Source organism: Oricola indica, from assembly GCF_019966595.1.
Classification (GTDB): Bacteria; Pseudomonadota; Alphaproteobacteria; order Rhizobiales; family Rhizobiaceae; genus Oricola; species Oricola indica.
This window is the reverse complement of sequence record NZ_JAINFJ010000001.1, coordinates 720,905-739,781: the sequence shown is the minus strand read 5'-3', so window position 1 is coordinate 739,781 and position 18,877 is coordinate 720,905. Positions and strand designations below refer to the sequence as shown.

Below are 18,877 nucleotides of genomic sequence, written 5' to 3'. Positions count from 1 at the left end.
CGGGAAGGAAAGGGAAACATGAACGATCGCAAGCCGAAGCACGTCGCAGTCCTGATGGGTGGGTTCTCGTCCGAACGACCCGTCAGCCTGATGTCCGGCACGGCCTGCGCCGACGAGCTGGAGAGGTGCGGCTATACGGTCACCCGCGTCGATGTCGACCGCGACGTCGCCACGCGTCTTGCGGAACTCAGGCCGGACGTCGCCTTCAACGCGCTACACGGTCCCTTCGGTGAAGACGGCAAGATCCAGGGCATCCTCGAATATCTGGAAATTCCCTACACCCATTCCGGCGTCCTTTCGGCAGCCGTGACGATGGACAAGGAGATGGCCAAGCGGGTGGCGAAATCCGTCGGCATCCCGTTGGCCGAATCGAAGGTCATGAACCGGCACGACTTCGCGTCGACCCATCCGCTCAAACCGCCCTATGTGGTCAAGCCGGTTTCGGAAGGGTCCAGTTTCGGGGTCGTGATCGTCAAGGAGGACCAGCCGCATCCGCCACAGATCCTTACCTCACCGGAGTGGAAATACGGCGACCGGGTGATGGTGGAACGGTACGTTCACGGGCGCGAGCTGACCTGCGCGGTGATGGGCGACGTCGCGCTCGGCGTGACCGAGATCGTCCCGCAGGGACATCAGTTCTACGATTACGATTCCAAATACGTCGCCGGGGGATCAAATCATGTGTGTCCGGCAGAAATTTCACCAAATATTTACCAAACAATAACCAAGCTGGCACTCAAAGCACATCAGGCCTTCGGGTGCCGGGGCGTGACCCGTTCCGACTTCCGCTACGACGACCGGTTTTCCAAGAACGGAGAGGTCATCTGGCTGGAGATCAACACCCAACCGGGGATGACGGCGACGTCGCTGGTTCCCGAACTGGCTGAACATGCCGGGCACTCCTTCGGGGAGCTCTTGAGTTGGATGGTGGAGGACGCATCTTGTTTGCGTTGAACGGGAAAAGCAGGGGAAAGGGCCGCGTCGCGCCGGATGGCAGCGAAGGCGAAGGCCGTTTCGTCGTGCCTCGGCTCCTGCGCCGGCCCGCCCGCCTGTTTTCCAAGATTTTCGCCGGTGACATCACGGTTCCGCGTTACGCGGAAGCGGTGGGTCTCGTTTCGCTCTTCGCTGCGACTGCCCTTTATGGTTCGGTGGCGGGCGGTCAGTTCGGCGCGGTCGCCAACACGGTGACGGCATCGCTGGGATTCGCGGTGCAGGAAGTCGAGATTTCCGGCCAGGTGAATACGTCCGAAGTCGCCGTGATCGACGCGCTGGGCCTCGGCGAAGCAACTTCGCTTGCCCTGCTCGACGTGCGTGATGCGCGCGAATCACTTCAGGATCTGCCCTGGGTCGAGCGGGCCGAAGTCCGCAAGGTCTATCCGGGCAAGCTGGAAATCCGCATCGACGAACGCCAGGCCTTCGCGATCTGGCAGTCCGGTGACGCGCTGTCGCTGATCGAACGCGACGGGCGGGTGATCGCCGCCTATTCCGGATATGGCTTCAACAATCTGCCGCTGGTCGTCGGACCTGGCGCGGCGACTTCCGCAGCCTCCTTCATGGAACTGCTTTCGGATTATCCCGCTGTTGCCGGCAAGGTGAAGGCGCTGATCCATGTGGGCGAGCGCCGCTGGGATGTCCGGCTGGCGAACGGTATCACCGTGAAGCTGCCTGCCGAACAGCCCGAAAAGGCGGTCGAGCGGCTGCTCGTCATGGATGCGGGCACGCAGATCCTGTCGCGCGATATCGCCTCCATCGATCTCCGGCTCGCCGATCGCACGACCGTTGCGCTGACCGAGAACGCCATGGCGCGCCGCGAGGCTGCGCTGAAGGCGCGTGAAAAGGCCATCAAGGCCGCGAAGCGGAGCAGCATCTGATGCCAACCAAGCCCCGCGCTCCCGAACAGAAAAAGCCACGGCGGACCGCCGTCGTCACGGTGCTCGATATCGGTAGCGCCAAGACGGCCTGCATCATCGCGCGCATGGTGCCCAACGAGGGTGGACAGTACCTGCACGGCCGCACGCATGCGCCGGAGGTGATCGGCATCGGCCACACCAAGTCGCATGGCGTGAAATCGGGCCTGATCAACGATCTCGACGCCGCCGAGCAGTCGGTGCGCCACGCGGTGGACGCGGCGGAGCGCATGGCCGGTCTGACGGTCGATTCGATGATCGTCAATGTCAGCGCCGGGCGGCTTTCGAGCCATGTTTCCAGCGCGTCGATCGAACTCGACGAGAACCGGCCGATCTCGAAATCGGATATCGCGAAGGTCCTGAAGGCCGGCGTGGCGCGCGCATCCAATGTCGATCGCACCGTCCTGCACATGCTTCCCGTCGACCACGTGCTCGACGGCGAGCGCGGCATTGTCGATCCGCGCGGCATGGTCGGGCGCGAGCTGACGCTCAACATGCATGTCCTGACCGCCGACGCCGCACCGCTGCGCAACGTGGAAATGTGCGTGAACCGGGCGCATCTGAGCGTCGAGGCCATGGTTGCCACGCCCTATGCGAGCGGGCTTGCCGCGCTTGTCGACGACGAACTCGACCTCGGCTGCGCCTGTGTCGACATGGGTGCGGGCACGACATCCGTGGCGATTTTCGCCGAGCGCGCCTTCATCCATGCAGACAGCATCCCGGTTGGCGGACATCATGTGACGATGGACATCGCACGCGGCTTTTCCTGCCGGCTCGACGATGCCGAAAGGCTGAAGGTCATGCAGGGCTCGGCGCTTGCGGGGCCGGCCGACGAACGCGACGTCATCCAGGTGCCGGCGATCGGCGACGAGGACAGCGGTTACGCGACGCAAGTCCCGCGCAGCCTCCTCAACCGTATAATCGCCGCACGTGTCGAGGAGACCCTTGAGATGCTGCGCGATCGCATCAACAAATCCGGCTATTCCAGCGTTGTGGGCAAACGCGTCGTCCTGACGGGCGGCGCGGCGCAACTGACCGGCATGCCGGAACTGGCGCGGCGTATTCTCGGGCGCAATGTGCGGATCGGACGTCCTCTCGGCGTCAGCGGTCTGCCGGCAGCGGCCAAGGGGCCGGCCTTCGCGGCGGCGGCGGGGCTGATGATTTATCCGCAGGTGGCCAAAAACGACCACAGCACGATGAAATTCGGGCACCCGTTCCGCATGGCGGGCACGGGGACCGACGGGCCATTGGGACGCATGACCCAGTGGCTAAGGGACAGTTTTTAAAGGAATCGCGGGGCGGCCCGCGTTCGGATGTGGCGGCGCATCCGGCATCAGAAAGGATGGAAACCATGACGATCAATCTTCAAAAGCCGGATATCACTGAGTTGAAGCCGCGTATAACGGTCTTCGGCGTTGGTGGCGGTGGCGGAAACGCCGTCAACAACATGATCAATGCCGGCCTGGAGGGCGTCGACTTCGTGGTCGCCAACACGGACGCGCAGGCTCTGTCCATGAACAAGGCGGAGCGGATCGTCCAGCTCGGGCTCGGTGTTACCGAAGGTCTCGGCGCGGGATCGCAGCCGGATATCGGACGCTCGGCCGCCGAGGAATGCATCGACGAGATCAACGATCATCTGAACGGCACCCATATGTGCTTCGTCACCGCCGGCATGGGCGGCGGCACGGGCACGGGCGCGGCTCCGGTCGTTGCCAGTGCGGCGCGCGCCAAGGGCATCCTGACTGTCGGCGTCGTCACCAAGCCGTTCCATTTCGAAGGCCAGCGCCGCATGCGCACGGCTGATGCCGGCATCGAGGAGCTGCAGCAGAACGTCGATACGCTGATCGTCATTCCGAACCAGAACCTGTTCCGCATCGCCAACGACAAGACGACCTTCGCGGACGCCTTCGGCATGGCCGACCAGGTTCTCTATTCCGGCGTCGCCTGCATCACCGACCTGATGGTCAAGGAAGGCCTCATCAACCTCGACTTCGCCGACGTGCGTTCGGTGATGCGCGAGATGGGCAAGGCGATGATGGGGACCGGCGAGGCATCCGGCGAGGGCCGGGCCATGACCGCCGCCGAAGCCGCGATCGCCAACCCGCTGCTCGACGAAACCTCGATGAAGGGCGCGCAGGGCCTACTGATCTCGATCACGGGCGGTCGCGACATGACCCTGTTCGAGGTGGACGAAGCCGCAACCCGCATCCGCGAAGAAGTGGATCAGGACGCCAACATCATTCTCGGTGCGACCTTCGACGAATCGCTCGAGGGCATCATCCGCGTGTCGGTCGTCGCGACCGGCATCGAGGCGCAGCCTGCCGCATCGAGCCGCCCGGATACGGAACTTCGCGCCCAGCCGCGCGCCGTCTCCGCTCCCGCGGCCCGCCCTGCGGCAGCGCCGTCTTCGACACCGGCGCCTTCGTCGACCGCACCGCGCGCAGCGGCACCGTCTCCGGCGCCTCAGGCCACGGCGCCCGCGCCCCGGCCGGCGATGCAGGAACAAGAGGTCAGCGAAGTGATTCGCGAGGCCGAGCGCGACATGTCGGCCTTCGAGCAGAAAGCTGCCGCGGCACCGGCTGCTCCCGCTCCGGACTTCAAGCCGCAGAGCCGTCTCTTCACCAGCGCGCAGCAGCCGATGCGGGCGGCACCGGCAACCGCGCCGATTGCAGCCGCACAGGCCGCGCCTGCCGCTCAGGCTCCAGCACCCGCCGCTCATGCCGCGCCCGCGCGGCCGCAGCCGGTGGAAACGCAGATGAGCGAATCGCCGCGGATGCCGCGCGTCGAGGATTTCCCGCCGATGGTTCAGGCGGAAGTCGATTCGCATTCGACGCACAGCCATGCCGGCGAGGAGGACGATCGCGGTCCGATCGGTCTGCTCAAGCGCCTGACCCATGGTCTTTCCCGCGATGAGAAACCGGCTGCGGCGCCGAAGTTGCGTCCGGCCGATCCCGGGCTCGATCATGGCCAGGCGGAGCCCCGTCGTCAGCTTTCCCAGGATGCCCAGCTCTATGCTCCGCGGCGCGGACAGCTCGACGATCAGGGCCGTCAGCAGACACATGGCGGGGCTGCTTCGGAAGACGATCAGCTGGAGATTCCCGCGTTTCTGCGCCGGCAGGCCAACTGAGCCTCAACGAATGTAACGAAGTGAAAGAGCGGGCCGTCGAAAACGGCTCGCTCTTGTCATTTAAGGCACTGAAATAAAAGGGTTTTCTTTTAGGTTCGCAAATTGTAAACTAGGTAACAATTAGTAAAAAAGCGTGATTTGGTCCGAGGGGCGAGTCACGGATAATGTCCCCGCAGAGGGGAGAACCAGCCTGGTGGAAGCCGCAGGCGGTTCGTGCATTACGCCAAAGAGCATCGCGTTTTCGTTGGTGCTTCAGCGGAAAGGCCAATGGGGACCAAGTTGCAAGGATACCAAGCCACACTCTGCGAAAAGGCAGATTTGTCCGGCGTCGCTGTCCACAGCGGTGAACAGGTTTCAATCAGGCTTCTCCCTGCTGCCCCGAACACTGGTGTCAAATTCAGGCGAATTTATGAGGACGGATCGGTCGCGGAACTGACCGCGGTGGCCGGTCAGGTCGGCGCGACGGACCTGTGTACGATGCTGGGCGATCCCTCCGGCGTGCATGTCGCGACTGTCGAGCATCTCATGGCCGCCTTCTGGGCGACCGGCCTGGACAATGTGGTGGTCGAGATCGACGGCAACGAAGTGCCGGTGATGGACGGATCGAGCCGCGTTTTCATCGAAGCCATCGACGAGGCGGGCATCACGCACCATGCGGTGAAGCGTCGCTATGTCCGCGTGAAGAAGACGGTCCGCGTCGAGATCGGCGGATCGTGGGCAGAGTTCAAGCCGCATATGGGAACGCGTTTCGAGGTCGTGATCGATTTCGACAGCCCGCTGATCGGCCGACAGGAATTCAAGTCCGACGTCAATGGCGACGTGTTCCGGGGTGAACTCGCCAATGCCCGCACATTCGGTTTCATGAAGGATGTCGAGCGGCTTTGGGCGTCCGGCCATGCGCTCGGGTCCTCTCTCGAGAATTCCGTGGTCATCAGCGACGACCATGCCGTCATCAATCCGGAAGGGCTGCGTTTCCGCGACGAGTTCGTCCGCCACAAGACGCTCGACGCCATTGGCGATCTCGCCCTTGCCGGCGCGCAATTCATCGGGTGCTATTCGTCCTATCGTGGCGGGCACCGCCTCAATGCGGCGGCGCTCAAGGCGCTGCTGACGGACCGTACAGCCTTCGAAATCGTTGAAACGCCGGAAAAACGCGAACGTGTTTTCTCCGGCGATTTCGTTGCCGTCGCGGCGGCACAGGCACAGATGCACGCACCCTGGGTGCTCTGATCCCGAGCAGCGTGCCATTTTCACAACGCATCGCAACTGATTGCAGTGAAGGACGTGGTGATTGACGCCGCGCCACAAAATCGCGACATTCTGGCCGCACGGCGTTGCCGGTCGAATTGCGACACGGTAATGGACGATCTCGCGAGCGGCTTCCAACCGCCAGCCGCGAATACGGGAAGATGAATATGACGACCTTGTCTGCGGGAAATGCAATGCGAACCAGCCGAAATCTCGTTCGTGTCGCGACGGTGGCGGCCTGTGCCGGACTGATCGGCGCTTGCGCAAGCAAGGACAAGGGTGTGGACCTGCAGGCCTATGTCGACACGATCGAGCCGGCCGACGTGCTCTACAACCAGGCGCTCGCCAATATGAACAACGGCAAGTACCGCGAGGCGGCGCGCAAGTTCGAGGCGGTCGACCGGCAGCATCCCTATTCGGAATTCGCCCGCAAGGCGAATGTCATGGGCGCTTTCAGTTCCTACAAGATGGGCGCATATGACGATGCGGTGCAGGCGGCGCGGCGGTTCGTGAACCTCTATCCGACCGACGAAGACGCGGCCTACGCCCAGTATATTATCGGCCTGTCCTATTTCGCGCAGATGCCCGAAGTGACTCGGGACCAGCGCGACACGGTGCTGGCGATGCAGAACTTCAACGAGCTGATCGAGCGCTATCCCGATTCGATCTATGTCGAGGACGCGAAGGAAAAGATGCGCGCCGCCCGCGACCAGCTCGCCGGCAAGGAAATGCAGATCGGGCGTTACTATCTCGAACGCCGCGAATACCCCGGTGCGGTCAATCGCTTCCGCACGGTGGTCGAGGATTATTCCAATACGCGTCACGTCGAAGAAGCACTGGCCCGCCTGGTCGAGACCTATCTCTCCATGGGCCTTGTTTCCGAGGCGCAGACGGCGGCCGCGGTGCTTGGCCACAACTTCCCGGACAGCCAGTGGTACTCCGATTCCTACGCATTGCTGCAGAGCGGTGGCGTGGAGCCGCGTGAGAACACCAATTCCTGGATTTCGCGCGCCAGCAAAATCTTCGGTAGCTGAGGCAAGCGGGCCGGGGGAAACTGAGCGGTCATGCTGTCACAGCTCTCGATCCGCGACATCGTACTGATCGAGACTCTCGATATCGATTTCTCCAAGGGGCTTTCCGTCCTGACCGGCGAAACCGGTGCGGGCAAGTCGATCCTGCTCGATGCGCTGTCTCTGGCGCTCGGCGCGCGCGGTGACGCCTCGCTGGTGCGCCATGGCGCGAAGCACGGCCAGGTCACGGCGCTGTTCGACCTCGCACCGACCCATCCCGTCCGCGCATTGTTGGAAGAAAGCGGTATCGACGCCGAGGCGAGCGAACCGGTGATCCTGAGACGCATGCAGTCGGATGACGGGCGGACCCGGGGGTTCGTCAACGACCAGCCGGCAAGTGCCGGGCTCCTCAAGTCGATAGGTCGCGCGCTGGTCGAGATCCACGGCCAGCATGACGACCGGGCCCTGGTCGATGCGGCGACCCACCGCGATCTTCTCGATGCGTTTGGCGGCCTCAAATCTGAAGTGGCGCATGTCGGTTCGCTTTTTCGGTCCTGGAAAGCGGCCGAGAAGGCGCTGGCGGTGCATCGCGCGCGTGTGGAGGAAACGGCGCGCGAGGCGGATTACCTGCGCGCGTCGCATGAGGAATTGTCCAAGCTTGCACCGGAACCGGGCGAGGAAGAGGGGCTGGCCGAAAAGCGTGCGCAGATGATGCGCGCCGAAAAGATCGCCGGCGACCTCAACGAAGCGCATGACGTGCTGTCGGGACAGGCGTCGCCCGTGCCGCATATCGCAAGCCTGTTGCGGCGGCTGGAACGCAAGGCGGAAGAAGCGCCGGGTCTGCTCGACGACGTCAACACCGCGCTCGGCTCGGCGCTCGACCATCTTGCCGATGCGCAGGCTCGCATCGAGGTTGCGGTCAACACGTCGGAATTCGATCCGCGCGAACTGGAAGCGATCGAGGAGCGTCTCTTTGCGCTTCGTGCCGCCTCGCGGAAGTTCAATGTCGCGGTGGACGACCTGCCGGCGCTCGCCATCGATTTCGCCGACCAGCTTGCCGATCTCGATGCCGGCGAAAGCCGGCTCGGCGAACTGGAAAAGGCGGCTGAGGAGACACGCGAGGTCTATGACCGGGCGGCGGCGGCGCTGTCCCAGGCGCGCCTCGGCACGCGCGACGAACTCGTCGCGGCGGTGATGGCCGAGCTTCCAGACCTGAAGCTGGAACGCGCCGAGTTCATCGTGGAGATGGCCAGCGATGCCGAACAACGCTCCGAAGAGGGCATCGACCGGATCGAGTTCTGGGTGCGCACCAATCCCGGGACACGGGCCGGGCCGATGATGAAGGTCGCCTCGGGCGGAGAGCTGTCGCGTTTCCTGCTCGCGCTGAAAGTGGCGCTCGCCGATCGCGGCTCCGCGCCGACGCTCGTCTTCGACGAGATCGACACCGGTGTGGGCGGCGCCGTGGCGGATGCGATCGGGTCGCGGCTGCGCAGGCTGTCGGAGACCGTGCAGGTGCTTTCGGTGACCCATGCGCCGCAGGTCGCCGCGCGCGCCGCGTCGCACTTCCTGATCGCCAAGGCCCCGTCGCATGGCGAGCAGGTGGTCACCTCGGTCGCCTGCATGGGCGATGACGAACGGCGCGAGGAAATCGCGCGTATGCTGGCCGGCGCGACGATCACGGACGAGGCGCGGGCAGCCGCCTCGCAGCTTCTGAAAGCCGGCTGACAGCAGAGTTCACGGATTGCGGCGAAAGCGGTTTGCCCGCTGAAGGTTCGCCGCTAAATTCCGCTTGGATATGAGTCGGATAGGCGGCATGGCTGACAACAAGCTTACACCTGTTGAGAAATTGAATCAGGACGAAGCAGCCGCCGAGCTGGCGCGGCTGGCCGCCGTGATCGCGGAGCATGACGCGCGCTATCACCGCGAGGACGCGCCGACGATTTCGGATGCGGAATACGATGCGCTGAAGCAGCGCAACTTCGCCATCGAGGCGCGCTTTCCGGACCTGAAGCGCGCTGACTCGCCGAGCGAAAAGGTCGGCGCGGCCGTCTCCGAAAAGTTCGAAAAGATCCGCCATCGCATTCCGATGCTGTCGCTCGACAATGCGTTCTCCGACGACGATGTGCGGGACTTCGCGGCGCGGGTGCGCCGCTTCCTCAAGCTTGGAGAGGATATACCGCTCAGGCTGACCGCCGAGCCGAAGATCGACGGGCTTTCGCTTTCGCTGCGCTACGAAGAGGGCGCGCTCGTCTATGCGGCGACGCGCGGCGACGGTACGACCGGCGAAAACGTGACGGCGAATGCCCGGACGATTTCCGACATTCCGAACCGGCTGAAGGGAAACCCGCCCGCCGTCATGGAGGTGCGCGGCGAGGTCTACATGACCAAGGAGGATTTTGCCGAGCTGAATGAAAGGCAGGCGGCGGCGGGCAAGCAGACCTATGTCAATCCGCGCAACACGGCGGCCGGCTCGCTGCGCCAGCTGGACTCTTCCATCACTGCCGGCCGGGCGTTGAAGTTCTTCGCCTATGCCTGGGGCGAGGTTTCGGACATGCCGTCCGACACGCAGATGGGAATGGTCGAGGCGCTACAAGAATTCGGCTTTGTTACCAATCCGTTAATGGCAGTCTTTGAGAATGTTGAGGAACTCCTCGAGCATTATCACGCCATCGAGATGGAGCGGGGCGAACTCGCCTACGATATCGACGGCGTCGTCTACAAGGTAGACGATCTGAAACTGCAGGAGCGTCTCGGCTTCGTTTCGCGCAGCCCGCGCTGGGCGATTGCGCACAAGTTTCCCGCCGAAAAGGCGATGACGACATTGAACGCCATCGATATCCAGGTCGGCCGTACCGGCGCGATCACGCCGGTCGCGCGGCTGGAGCCGGTGACTGTGGGCGGCGTGGTGGTCGAGAACGCGACACTGCACAATGCCGAGGAGATCGAGCGTCTTGGCGTTAAGATCGGCGACACGGTGATCGTGCAGCGGGCGGGAGACGTCATTCCGCAGATCCTCGGCTTCGTGGAAGAGAAGCGGCCGGAAGACGCGACCGAATTTGCCTTTCCGGCGACCTGCCCGTGCCCGCTCGAAACGCCCGTGGTGCGCGAGACCAATGCGAGCGGCGAGGAAAGCGTGGTGCGGCGGTGCTCCGGTGAGTTCGCCTGTCCGTTCCAGCGCAAGGAGCACCTGAAGCATTTCGTGTCGCGCCGCGCCTTCGACATCGAGGGGCTGGGCGACAAGCAGATCGAATATTTTTTCGATGACGAGAGCGGGCTCGAGATCAGGACCCCGGCGGACATCTTCACATTGGCGAAACGCGACGAGAGCGCGCTAACCAAGCTGAAGAACCGCGACGGTTATGGCGAGGTCTCGGCGCAGAAACTGTTCGATGCCATCGAGGAGCGGCGCACGATCCCGCTCGAACGGCTGATCTATGCGCTCGGTATCCGGCATGTGGGCGAATCGACGGCGCGGACGCTCGCGCGGTCCTATGGCGACTGGGGCGCATTCGAGGAGGCTTCACTGAAGATCGCAGAAGGCGACGAGCCGGCGCGCGAGGAGATGGACGCGCTGGAGGATGTCGGCGGCGCGGTGATCGACGCGGTGGCGCGCTATTTCTCGGAGCCGCACAATCGCGACATGATCGACAAGCTGATCGGCGAACTGACGGTGGAAGAAGCCGAGAAGCCGCAATCCGATACCGCGTTCTCCGGCAAGACGATCGTATTCACCGGCTCGCTGGAGCGCATGTCGCGCGACGAGGCGAAGGCCATGGCGGAGCGTCTGGGCGCGAAAGCGTCAGGCTCCGTGTCGAAGAAGACGGATCTCGTCGTTGCCGGTCCCGGCGCGGGGTCGAAGCTCGCCAAGGCGCAGGAGTTCGGCATCGAGGTGATCGACGAGGACGAGTGGTTTCGCCGCGTCGAGGCGCTGTAGCCTTTCCCGGCTATTTCCTCCTGGCGCGGGTGAACTTCATGGTGTGCCCGGTTATCGCCTCGGGTGTGCCCGTCCAGGCATAGGCGAGAAGGGCGGGTTCGTGAATCGACGTCCTGATCGTGTGCGTCGTGCCGGCGGCATTGAAGATCATGGATGGCGGCCGGAAGACGCCGAGATCGTTCTCCGAAACGGCTCCGGAAAGGATGGTGTAGCTCTCGGTGACGCCGTCGTGGCGATGGGACGGGTAGACGCATCCGGGTGCGAAGAGGACGAAACCCAGGACAAGGTCCGAGGCCGCCACGTGGCCGGCGGGGCCGAGAATATCGGCGTAACCGTATTTTCGGGCCAATGCCGGCCGGAGGTTCTCGTAGCCATATTCCCAGCGCAGACGCGGCGCCATCTTGGCCGTCGTGCGCACGAAGACCTCGGTCGGCTCGCGTTCGCCATTGTCGAGCGCGCGTCCCAGATGGCTGGTCACCGGCAAGGTTGCCGGCTCGGTCAACCTTATCGGCGGATTTGCCTTCATGATCTTCGCGAGCCGTTCGCGCACCATGCGCATATGGGCGCGGATCGGGGCGCTTCCGCCGGTCGGCGCATAGCGATAGGCGGTTTCGAATTCGCGCAGCAGGTAGAACAGGTCGGTATCTTCCGCGAGCAGCGGAGATGCGGGCGTTTGGAGTTCGGCAGTCACGAGACGTCTCCCGCGTAGTGAAACTGGATGGCGTGACCCGCGGCACGCCGATGGCACGCGTTCAGATTACGCCAAAACAGGGTTCGATGATGATGCAAAAGCGGCGTCGTCCAGCCCAATGATGGCGTTTTTTGCTCCGGCGGCCCGCCGTCGTTGTCTCCCTGACAATTCTTTCCGTGACGCGTCAGTAATGTTGACCTATACCGCTCGCGGAGTTGATCACCATGAACGCAAGACGGGACATAGCCGCAGGCATTCGTGCGGTCTTGCCGGCGATGCTGGCTGCCGCGCCCTTTGGGCTTCTGTTCGGCGCGCTCGCTGTGGACAACAATTTCACGGTTGGCGAGACGGTGCTGATGAGCGCCACGATCTTCGCCGGGGCGAGCCAGATGGTCGGCATCGACCTGTTCGGCGACAAGATCGCCCCGTGGCTGATCGTCCTGTCGATCTTCGCCGTGAATTTCCGGCACGTTCTCTATTCGGCCGTCATCGGTCGGCAGATGCGCGCATGGTCGGCGCTTCAGCGCTATGTCGCGTTCTTTTTCCTGGTCGATCCGCAATTCGCCGAGTCGGAAAAGCGTGTCGAATCCGGCAGGCCGCTGACATTCGCCTGGTATATGGCCGGCGGGCTCACATTCTACACGACATGGATCGTGGAAGGATGGCTTGGCGCGACCTTCGGCAAAATGGTGGACAATCCGGCGGCCTATGGCGTCGATTTTCTTTTGCCGATCTATTTCCTCGGCCTCGTTATGGGGTTCCGCAGGCGCGCCAACTGGCTGCCGGTGGTGGCGGCCAGCGCCGTCGGCTCGATCATCGCATATGTGCTGGTCGGCTCGCCCTGGCATGTCTCGATCGGCGCGCTGTGTGGTGTCGCCGTGGCGGCGGTCATCGGCGCGAAACCGGCGGGCGAGGCGGTGGAGTAGACGATGGAATTTTCCACGATAACCTGGATCGTGCTGGCCGGCGCGCTCGCCACCTATCTCACCCGGATCGGCGGCCATCTCATCCTGTCGCGGTTCAAGACGATCCATCCGCGTGTCGAGGCGGCGCTGAACGCGGTGCCCGCCGCGGTCCTGACGACGCTGGTCGCCCCGGCGGCGGTGTTCACCGGCCCGGCCGAGACGGCGACCGTCATCGTCTGCGCGCTCGCCGCCTTCTACCTGCCCGGCATGGCGGTTTTCGTCATCGGATGGGCGGCGGTGCTGGCGTTCCGGGCCCTTATCGGCTGATCGGAGACGTCATCGTCTGCAGCCATGACCTGACAACCGGATCCTCGAGCAGGGGGCTCACTTCCTCCAGCACACGGGCGTGGTAGGCGTTCAGCCAGTCGAGCTCCGCCTCGGACAGGAGCGAGATGTCGATCAGTCGACGGTCGATCGGGCACAGCGTGAGCGTCTCGAAGGAATGCACGGCGATCTCTCCGCCCTGCGGGATTTCGGCGGGCTGGACCAGCACCAGATTCTCGATGCGAATGCCATGCGAGGCGGGCTTGTAATATCCGGGTTCGTTGGAAACGATCATGCCGGGCAGCAGCGCCTGCGTGCCGCGACGGGAAATGTTCTGCGGGCCTTCATGAACGCCAAGGAATGAGCCGACGCCATGGCCGGTGCCGTGGGCGTAATCGAGCCCGGCCTGCCAGAGCGCGTTGCGCGCCAGCACATCGATGTCGACGCCGCGCGTTCCCGCGGGAAAACGGGCCAGCGTGATGGCGATCATGCCCTTCAGCACCAGCGTGAAGTGGCGGGAATACTCCGCCGATGGTTCGCCGAGCGGGATCACGCGGGTGATGTCGGTCGTGCCGTCATGGTATTGCGCGCCGGAATCGACCAGCAATAACTCGCCGGTCGCCAGCTTGCGATTGGTCTTCTCGGTGACCCTGTAATGGACGATGGCGCCGTTCGGGCCGGCGCCGCAGATCGTGTCGAACGATATCTCCGCGAGCGGCATGGCGAGGCGCTCGCCGGTTTCGCGGCGAAATTCCTCGAGCGCGCTCACCACGGCGATCTCGTCGAGTTCCTCCGGCTGCTGATTGTCGATCCAGGCGAGAAAGGCGGCCATGGCGGCGCCGTCGCGGCGCTGGGCATTGCGCGCGCCGGCCTGCTCTGCGGCATTCTTGCAGGCCCGGGGCAGGCGCACGGGATCGGAAGCTTCGACAAGGCGGGCGCCGGCGTCCTGCAACTCGTCGGCGATCTTGCGGGCGGTGAGAGCCGGGTCGATCAGCACCGCGCCGCCTTTCGCGCCCAGTTCACGCAGCCCGTCGTCGAATTCTGACGGCGGGCGCAACGTCGCCAGTTGCGTGAGATAGGCTTCCGTGCGGATGGGCAGCTTGCGCTTGTCGATGAAGAGCACCGGATCGCCCTCGACAGGCAGGATGGCGAAGGCGAGCGCCAGGGGCGTGTGCGAGACGTCGTTGCCGCGAATGTTGAACAGCCAGCAGATCGAGGCCGGATCGGTGAGTATGGCCGCATCGGCCTTCTCGTCGCGCACCGCATCGGCGATGCGGCCGATCTTGTCGCGGGGCGTTTCGCCGGCAAATTCGAAGGGATGGATGGCGACGGGTTCGAGCGGCTGGGCCGGCAGGTCGTTGCGGATGGCGTCCACGAGGTTGCGTTCGACCGGCACCAGACCGGCGTCCGCGCTGGAACAGGCGGTTGCGAGCTGTTTCGCGCCCTGGACGGTGTGCAGCCACGGATCGAACCCGATGCGCATGCCGGGCTTCAGGTTTTCGGCGAGCCATTGATGCGGCGGGTTGGCCATGAGGTCCTGCGGCGTGAAGACGGCCGGGTCCGTCTGGGCGCGGACCTGTAGCGTGTAACGGCCATCCGTGAACACATGGGCTTCGTCCTGAAGGATAATGGCCGCGCCGGCGGAGCCGGTGAAGCCGGTCAGCCATGCCAGGCGCTCGGCGCGTTCCGGCAGATACTCGTTCTGGTGTTCGTCGGCATGCGGAACGAGGAAGGCGTCGAGACCTTCTTCCGCCATCCGGGCGCGCAGGGCGGCAACCCGGGCCTTGCCCATCGACGGATCGCTCTTTTCGGTAAATTTCTGGAACATCGCCGGGCCTCTGGTTCGGATTCGCCGGGCGGACGTTATGCGCTGGCCTAAAGCGGATCAATCCGGCGCGACGCATTTCGGCGCATGCTGCGGCGCATCATTTCATTTCGCATATGCGAAGGACGCATGGCTGCCTTGCCATATTGGCCGTGGTCACATTTGCCGCAGGCGCCCATATTGACCTTGTCGGTGCGTTACCGATTCAATCAGGAGACCCCAAATGACCGTCAAATCGAAAAAAGGCATGTTCCACAACGCCTTCGACGCCATGGTTAACGCACGCGCACGCCAGGCTTCGTCTTATGTCAACGGCGCGCTGCTGATGCTCGATGACAAGACGCTCGAAGCGCATGGTTACGACCGCGCGGAACTCCGCCGCCGTCCGACCGCCTTCTATCCGTTCTGAATATCCGCATCGTCGATGCGACAAGGGCGGCCACGAGCCGCCCTTTTTCGTTTCAGCCGCGATCGAGATACATCGTGACCCATTCGTCGCGCCAGATCGTTTCGCGGTGATACAGCCCGGCCGAGCGGAAGCCGGCCAGCACCATCTGGCGCTGCGTCGCCAGGATGCCAGACAGCACGACACGGCCGCCCCGGGCCAGATTGCGTTCGATTTCCGGCGCCATGCGCATCAGCGGCCGCGCAAGGATGTTGGCGACGACGAGATCGAACGGCCCCTCCTCGATGAAGGCGCGGCCGGACAGGCCGGCGGTCGTCTCGAATCGGATCAGGCCCGCCTCTCCGTTGAGCCTCGCATTCATGACCGCGACCTTCGTCGCGACCGGATCGATATCCGTTGCGAGTATCGGGCACTTGGCGAGTTTGGCCGCTGCGATGGCCAGCACGCCGCTGCCGGTGCCAAGGTCGAGCAGGTTGGCCGGATAACGGGTCCGGATGAGCCGTTCCAGCATGATCAGACAGCCCGCCGTCGTGCCGTGGTGGCCAGTGCCGAAGGCCTGCCCGGCCTCGATCTCGACAGCGATGTCGTTGGCGCGCACCGCGTCGCGGTCGTGGCGCCCATGTACGAGGAAACGCCCGGCGCGCACCGGCTTCAATCCTTCCAGCGACTTGGCGACCCAGTCGATATCGGGGAGCACCTCGCGTGCGATCTCCAAACCGAAACCATCCGATCCGAGGCGGTTGGCCATGCGCGCCTCGATATCCGAAACCGCATCCTCGTCGCCATGCGCGTAGACGGACACCTCGTAGATCTGGCGTGGTTCGTCGATCTCCATATTGGCCAGCGCGAGGCCGTCATCCTCGAATTCCCGTTCGAGCAGGTCGAAGATCCTTTCCGCCTCAAGCTTCTCGGCGGTCAGATACAGGCGGATTTGCGTCATTCGGGCTTTCTTTCGGATTCGGCCATTTTGGCGCGTTCTTTTTGGCGTGTTTCGGCTGCGTCGGGCGGGGCAAACCTCAGAATCACGTCGTCCTCCTGCGCCTTTTCGCCGTCGGAATTCGTTTCGAAGACGAGCGCGCCGTCGGGCTTGCGCCACAGGATCACGCGCCCCTCTTCGGGGCTGCTGGCGAGATAGGCGTCGTAGTCGAATTCGTCGGTCAGGCGCGTCGACTGAAAGGTCCAGCCCGCCGCATGTTTTTCACGCAGGTCGCGCAGGCCCAGACCAGGCTTGAAGAGCTGCCGTCCGCCGATGGTGAAGCGAAGGGCGCGCCGGTCGGGCTGTTCGCGCGAGACTCCGATCTCGTAGACATTGTTGCGACCGATCTCGGGGCCGAAATTGGTACAGACGAGGGCATTGTAGGCGTCGTTGTCGGTCGCCGCGACAAGCGCGTTGAACCGGCCGATGGCCAGATGATGGTGGGCGTGCTCGGACAGGGTCTCGCCGTAATGGGTATCAAGGCCGGCCTGGCGGGCATCGCTGAGGTGGTTCCAGTTGGCGTCGGCGATGGTCACGGGCACTTCCATGTCCTTCAGCTTCGACGCGAATGCGGTTGCCCAGCGCGATCCGCCGACGATCAGCACGCCGGGCTTCTCCGCCATGCGCAGGCCCAGGATACGCGCGAGCGGCGCGAGCGAGAAACCGTGAAGCACGATGGTCGCGACCACCACCGCGAAGGTCAGCGCCACCATGCGTTCGCCATCGGGGACGGATGCCTGAAACAGGAGCGAGCCGAACAGGCTGGCGACAGCCACCGCGACGATGCCGCGCGGCGCGATCCAGGCCGTCAGCAGGCGCTCCTGCCAGGTCAGACCGCCGCCGATCGTCGCGACGAAGATCGCAGCCGGCCGGATCACGAGGAGGAGGGCGGCGACGAAACCCACGGCCCGCCAGTCGAGCGCCCGGATGACCGACCATTCGAGCGCGGCGGTCAGGAGGACAAAGAGGCCGGAGACGAGCAGGACGGTGATCGTTTCCTTGAAGCGGCGCAGTTCCGACAGCGAGGCAAGCCGCGAATTGGCCATCCGGATGCCCATGATCGTGACGGTGAGGAGGCCCGATTCTTCCAGAATCAGGTTGGAGACGGCGAAGACGCCCAGCACGGACGCCAGAAGAACCGGCGCCTTGAGGTACTCGGGAACATGGCCGCGTATGAAGGCCCAGATCAGCAACTGGCCCGCGCCGATGCCGGCAACGATCGCGAAGACAAACGCGACGATAATCGTCAGCAGCAGATTGTCGGAGTCGTGACCGCCGTGAAAGGCGAGGAACACCTCGAAGGATATGACCGCCGCCAGCGCCCCGATCGGGTCGTTGACGATCGCTTCCCAGCGCAGCAGCGAGGCGGGCCGGGACTTCAGGGCCGACGAACGGAGCAGCGGCATGATGACCGTCGGGCCGGTGACTATAAGGATCGCGCCGAGAATGATCGCGACCGGCCAGACGAGACCGCCGATATAGTGACCGGCGCATGCCGCGCCGAGCCATGTCAAAGGACCGGCAATCAGGATGATTCGTCGGACGGCGGTGGAGGTTTCGCGGATTTCCGTGAAGTTGAGTGTCAGCCCGCCCTCGAACAGGATGATCGCGACAGCCAGCCCGACGACCGGCTGGTAGATGTCGCCGAAATCCTGTGCCGGCACGATGAACCCGGTGACCGGACCGGCGAGGAAGCCGGCGGCGAGAAGCAGAACGATCGCCGGCAATTGCAGTCGCCATGCGAGCCATTGGGCGCCGATACCGGCCACGCCGATAAAGGCCAGTTTGGCGGCCAGATCTTCCATGTTTTCTCGCGTCCTGAGCGGGTCACACGGTCATATTGCCATTGTACCCGGTGGGGCAAGGGCCTGGATCGCGCTGCGTCAGGTTTCCGCGAGATCGCGCAGTTTCTGGATGGCGGTCTCGGTATCTTCGCCGAAGGCGATCGTCTTGCGGAAGCGCCCCTCGCTGTCGAGCAGGATGACGGAGGCGGTGTGGTCCATCGTATAGTCGCCGTCATCCATGTCGATGCGTTTGAAATAGATGTTGAAGCCGCGCGCCATCTCTCTGACGGCGTCGGGATCACCGGTAATACCGCGTACGCGGTCGGTCACGCTCGATACATATCCGCCTAGAATTTCGGGCGTGTCGCGTTCCGGGTCGATGGTGATGAAATACGCCTCGATGTCCTTGCCGTCCTCGCCGAGCGTATCGAACCAGTTGCTCATCTCGTAAAGCGTGGTCGGGCAGATTTCCGGGCAATGGGTGAAGCCGAAGAAGATCGCGGTCGGGTGGCCGCGAAAGGCCTGCTCGCTGATCGGCTCACCGTCCTGGTCAATGAGGTTGAAGGCGACACCGTAGGGTTCGCCGGATCCGCCCGATCCCTGACGGTAGATCTCGTATCCCAGCCATGCGCCGACGACGGCGAGCACGACGACGAGACCAGCGATTATCGCACGCATGATGGACCTCTCATTGTTATCGGGTTCCAATTAGGGGAAATGGGTCGGAATTTCATCCGGTC

At 63.9% G+C, this 18,877-nt stretch carries 16 protein-coding genes; 11 read left to right on the top strand and 5 right to left on the bottom strand.

The window, feature by feature from the left end; all coding sequences use genetic code 11:
• The first annotated feature begins 18 nt into the window (after positions 1-18).
• The 8 genes from LC343_RS03460 (at position 19) to ligA (ending at position 11,226) form a co-directional block, all read left to right on the top strand.
• Positions 19-954, top strand: coding sequence for a D-alanine--D-alanine ligase (locus tag LC343_RS03460; protein ID WP_223475695.1), 936 nt, complete (start codon positions 19-21; stop codon positions 952-954).
• A complete protein-coding gene (locus LC343_RS03455) occupies positions 942-1,871 on the top strand; it encodes a cell division protein FtsQ/DivIB (RefSeq protein ID WP_223475694.1) in 930 nt (309 codons plus the stop codon). The genes LC343_RS03460 and LC343_RS03455 overlap by 13 nt, the downstream gene beginning before the upstream one ends.
• Positions 1,871-3,193 (top strand): cell division protein FtsA, encoded by a 1,323-nt coding sequence (ftsA, locus tag LC343_RS03450; RefSeq protein WP_223475693.1) that lies wholly within the window; start codon positions 1,871-1,873, stop codon positions 3,191-3,193. The genes LC343_RS03455 and ftsA overlap by 1 nt, the downstream gene beginning before the upstream one ends.
• A 65-nt stretch (positions 3,194-3,258) precedes the next feature.
• Complete coding sequence (ftsZ, locus tag LC343_RS03445; protein WP_223475692.1) at positions 3,259-5,034, top strand: cell division protein FtsZ; 1,776 nt, start codon at positions 3,259-3,261, stop codon at positions 5,032-5,034.
• Positions 5,035-5,301: 267 nt separating this feature from the next.
• Positions 5,302-6,264, top strand: a complete 963-nt coding sequence (lpxC, locus tag LC343_RS03440; RefSeq protein WP_223475691.1) for a UDP-3-O-acyl-N-acetylglucosamine deacetylase — start codon at positions 5,302-5,304, stop codon at positions 6,262-6,264.
• 212 nt (positions 6,265-6,476) lie between these two features.
• Entirely contained in the window at positions 6,477-7,316 is an 840-nt protein-coding gene (locus tag LC343_RS03435; protein ID WP_223475690.1) for an outer membrane protein assembly factor BamD, read from the top strand.
• Between the two features lie 30 nt (positions 7,317-7,346).
• Positions 7,347-9,017: a DNA repair protein RecN gene (gene recN / locus LC343_RS03430; protein ID WP_223475689.1), complete on the top strand. Its 1,671-nt coding sequence runs from the start codon at positions 7,347-7,349 to the stop codon at positions 9,015-9,017.
• Positions 9,018-9,105: 88 nt separating this feature from the next.
• Positions 9,106-11,226, top strand: a complete 2,121-nt coding sequence (gene ligA / locus LC343_RS03425) for an NAD-dependent DNA ligase LigA (protein WP_223475688.1) — start codon at positions 9,106-9,108, stop codon at positions 11,224-11,226.
• Positions 11,227-11,236: 10 nt separating this feature from the next.
• On the opposite strand, the gene LC343_RS03420 is transcribed toward ligA, so the two are convergent.
• Positions 11,237-11,917, bottom strand: coding sequence for a dimethylsulfonioproprionate lyase family protein (locus LC343_RS03420; protein WP_223475687.1), 681 nt, complete (start codon positions 11,915-11,917; stop codon positions 11,237-11,239).
• A 224-nt stretch (positions 11,918-12,141) separates the two neighbouring features.
• Here LC343_RS03420 and LC343_RS03415 point away from each other — a divergent pair, with 224 nt between their 5' ends.
• Both LC343_RS03415 and LC343_RS03410 read left to right on the top strand, forming a co-directional pair.
• A complete protein-coding gene (locus LC343_RS03415) occupies positions 12,142-12,843 on the top strand; it encodes an AzlC family ABC transporter permease (RefSeq protein WP_223475686.1) in 702 nt (233 codons plus the stop codon).
• A gap of 3 nt (positions 12,844-12,846) precedes the next feature.
• Positions 12,847-13,149, top strand: coding sequence for an AzlD family protein (locus tag LC343_RS03410; protein WP_223475685.1), 303 nt, complete (start codon positions 12,847-12,849; stop codon positions 13,147-13,149).
• Here the strand turns inward: LC343_RS03410 and LC343_RS03405 are convergent.
• Positions 13,139-14,974, bottom strand: coding sequence for an aminopeptidase P family protein (locus LC343_RS03405; protein WP_223475684.1), 1,836 nt, complete (start codon positions 14,972-14,974; stop codon positions 13,139-13,141). The genes LC343_RS03410 and LC343_RS03405 overlap by 11 nt on opposite strands.
• Before the next feature lie 220 nt (positions 14,975-15,194).
• Between LC343_RS03405 and LC343_RS03400 the strand changes: the two genes are divergently transcribed.
• On the top strand, positions 15,195-15,380 hold the full coding sequence (locus LC343_RS03400) for a hypothetical protein (protein WP_223475683.1): 186 nt from the start codon (positions 15,195-15,197) through the stop codon (positions 15,378-15,380).
• Positions 15,381-15,432: 52 nt separating this feature from the next.
• Here LC343_RS03400 and LC343_RS03395 read toward each other — a convergent pair whose 3' ends face one another.
• From LC343_RS03395 to LC343_RS03385, 3 genes are all read right to left on the bottom strand, one after another.
• Positions 15,433-16,317 (bottom strand): 50S ribosomal protein L11 methyltransferase, encoded by an 885-nt coding sequence (locus tag LC343_RS03395; RefSeq protein ID WP_223475682.1) that lies wholly within the window; start codon positions 16,315-16,317, stop codon positions 15,433-15,435.
• Positions 16,314-18,158, bottom strand: a complete 1,845-nt coding sequence (locus LC343_RS03390; protein WP_223475681.1) for a cation:proton antiporter — start codon at positions 18,156-18,158, stop codon at positions 16,314-16,316. The genes LC343_RS03395 and LC343_RS03390 overlap by 4 nt, the downstream gene beginning before the upstream one ends.
• Before the next feature lie 78 nt (positions 18,159-18,236).
• On the bottom strand, positions 18,237-18,818 hold the full coding sequence (locus LC343_RS03385) for an SCO family protein (RefSeq protein ID WP_338018568.1): 582 nt from the start codon (positions 18,816-18,818) through the stop codon (positions 18,237-18,239).
• Positions 18,819-18,877: the final 59 nt, after the last annotated feature.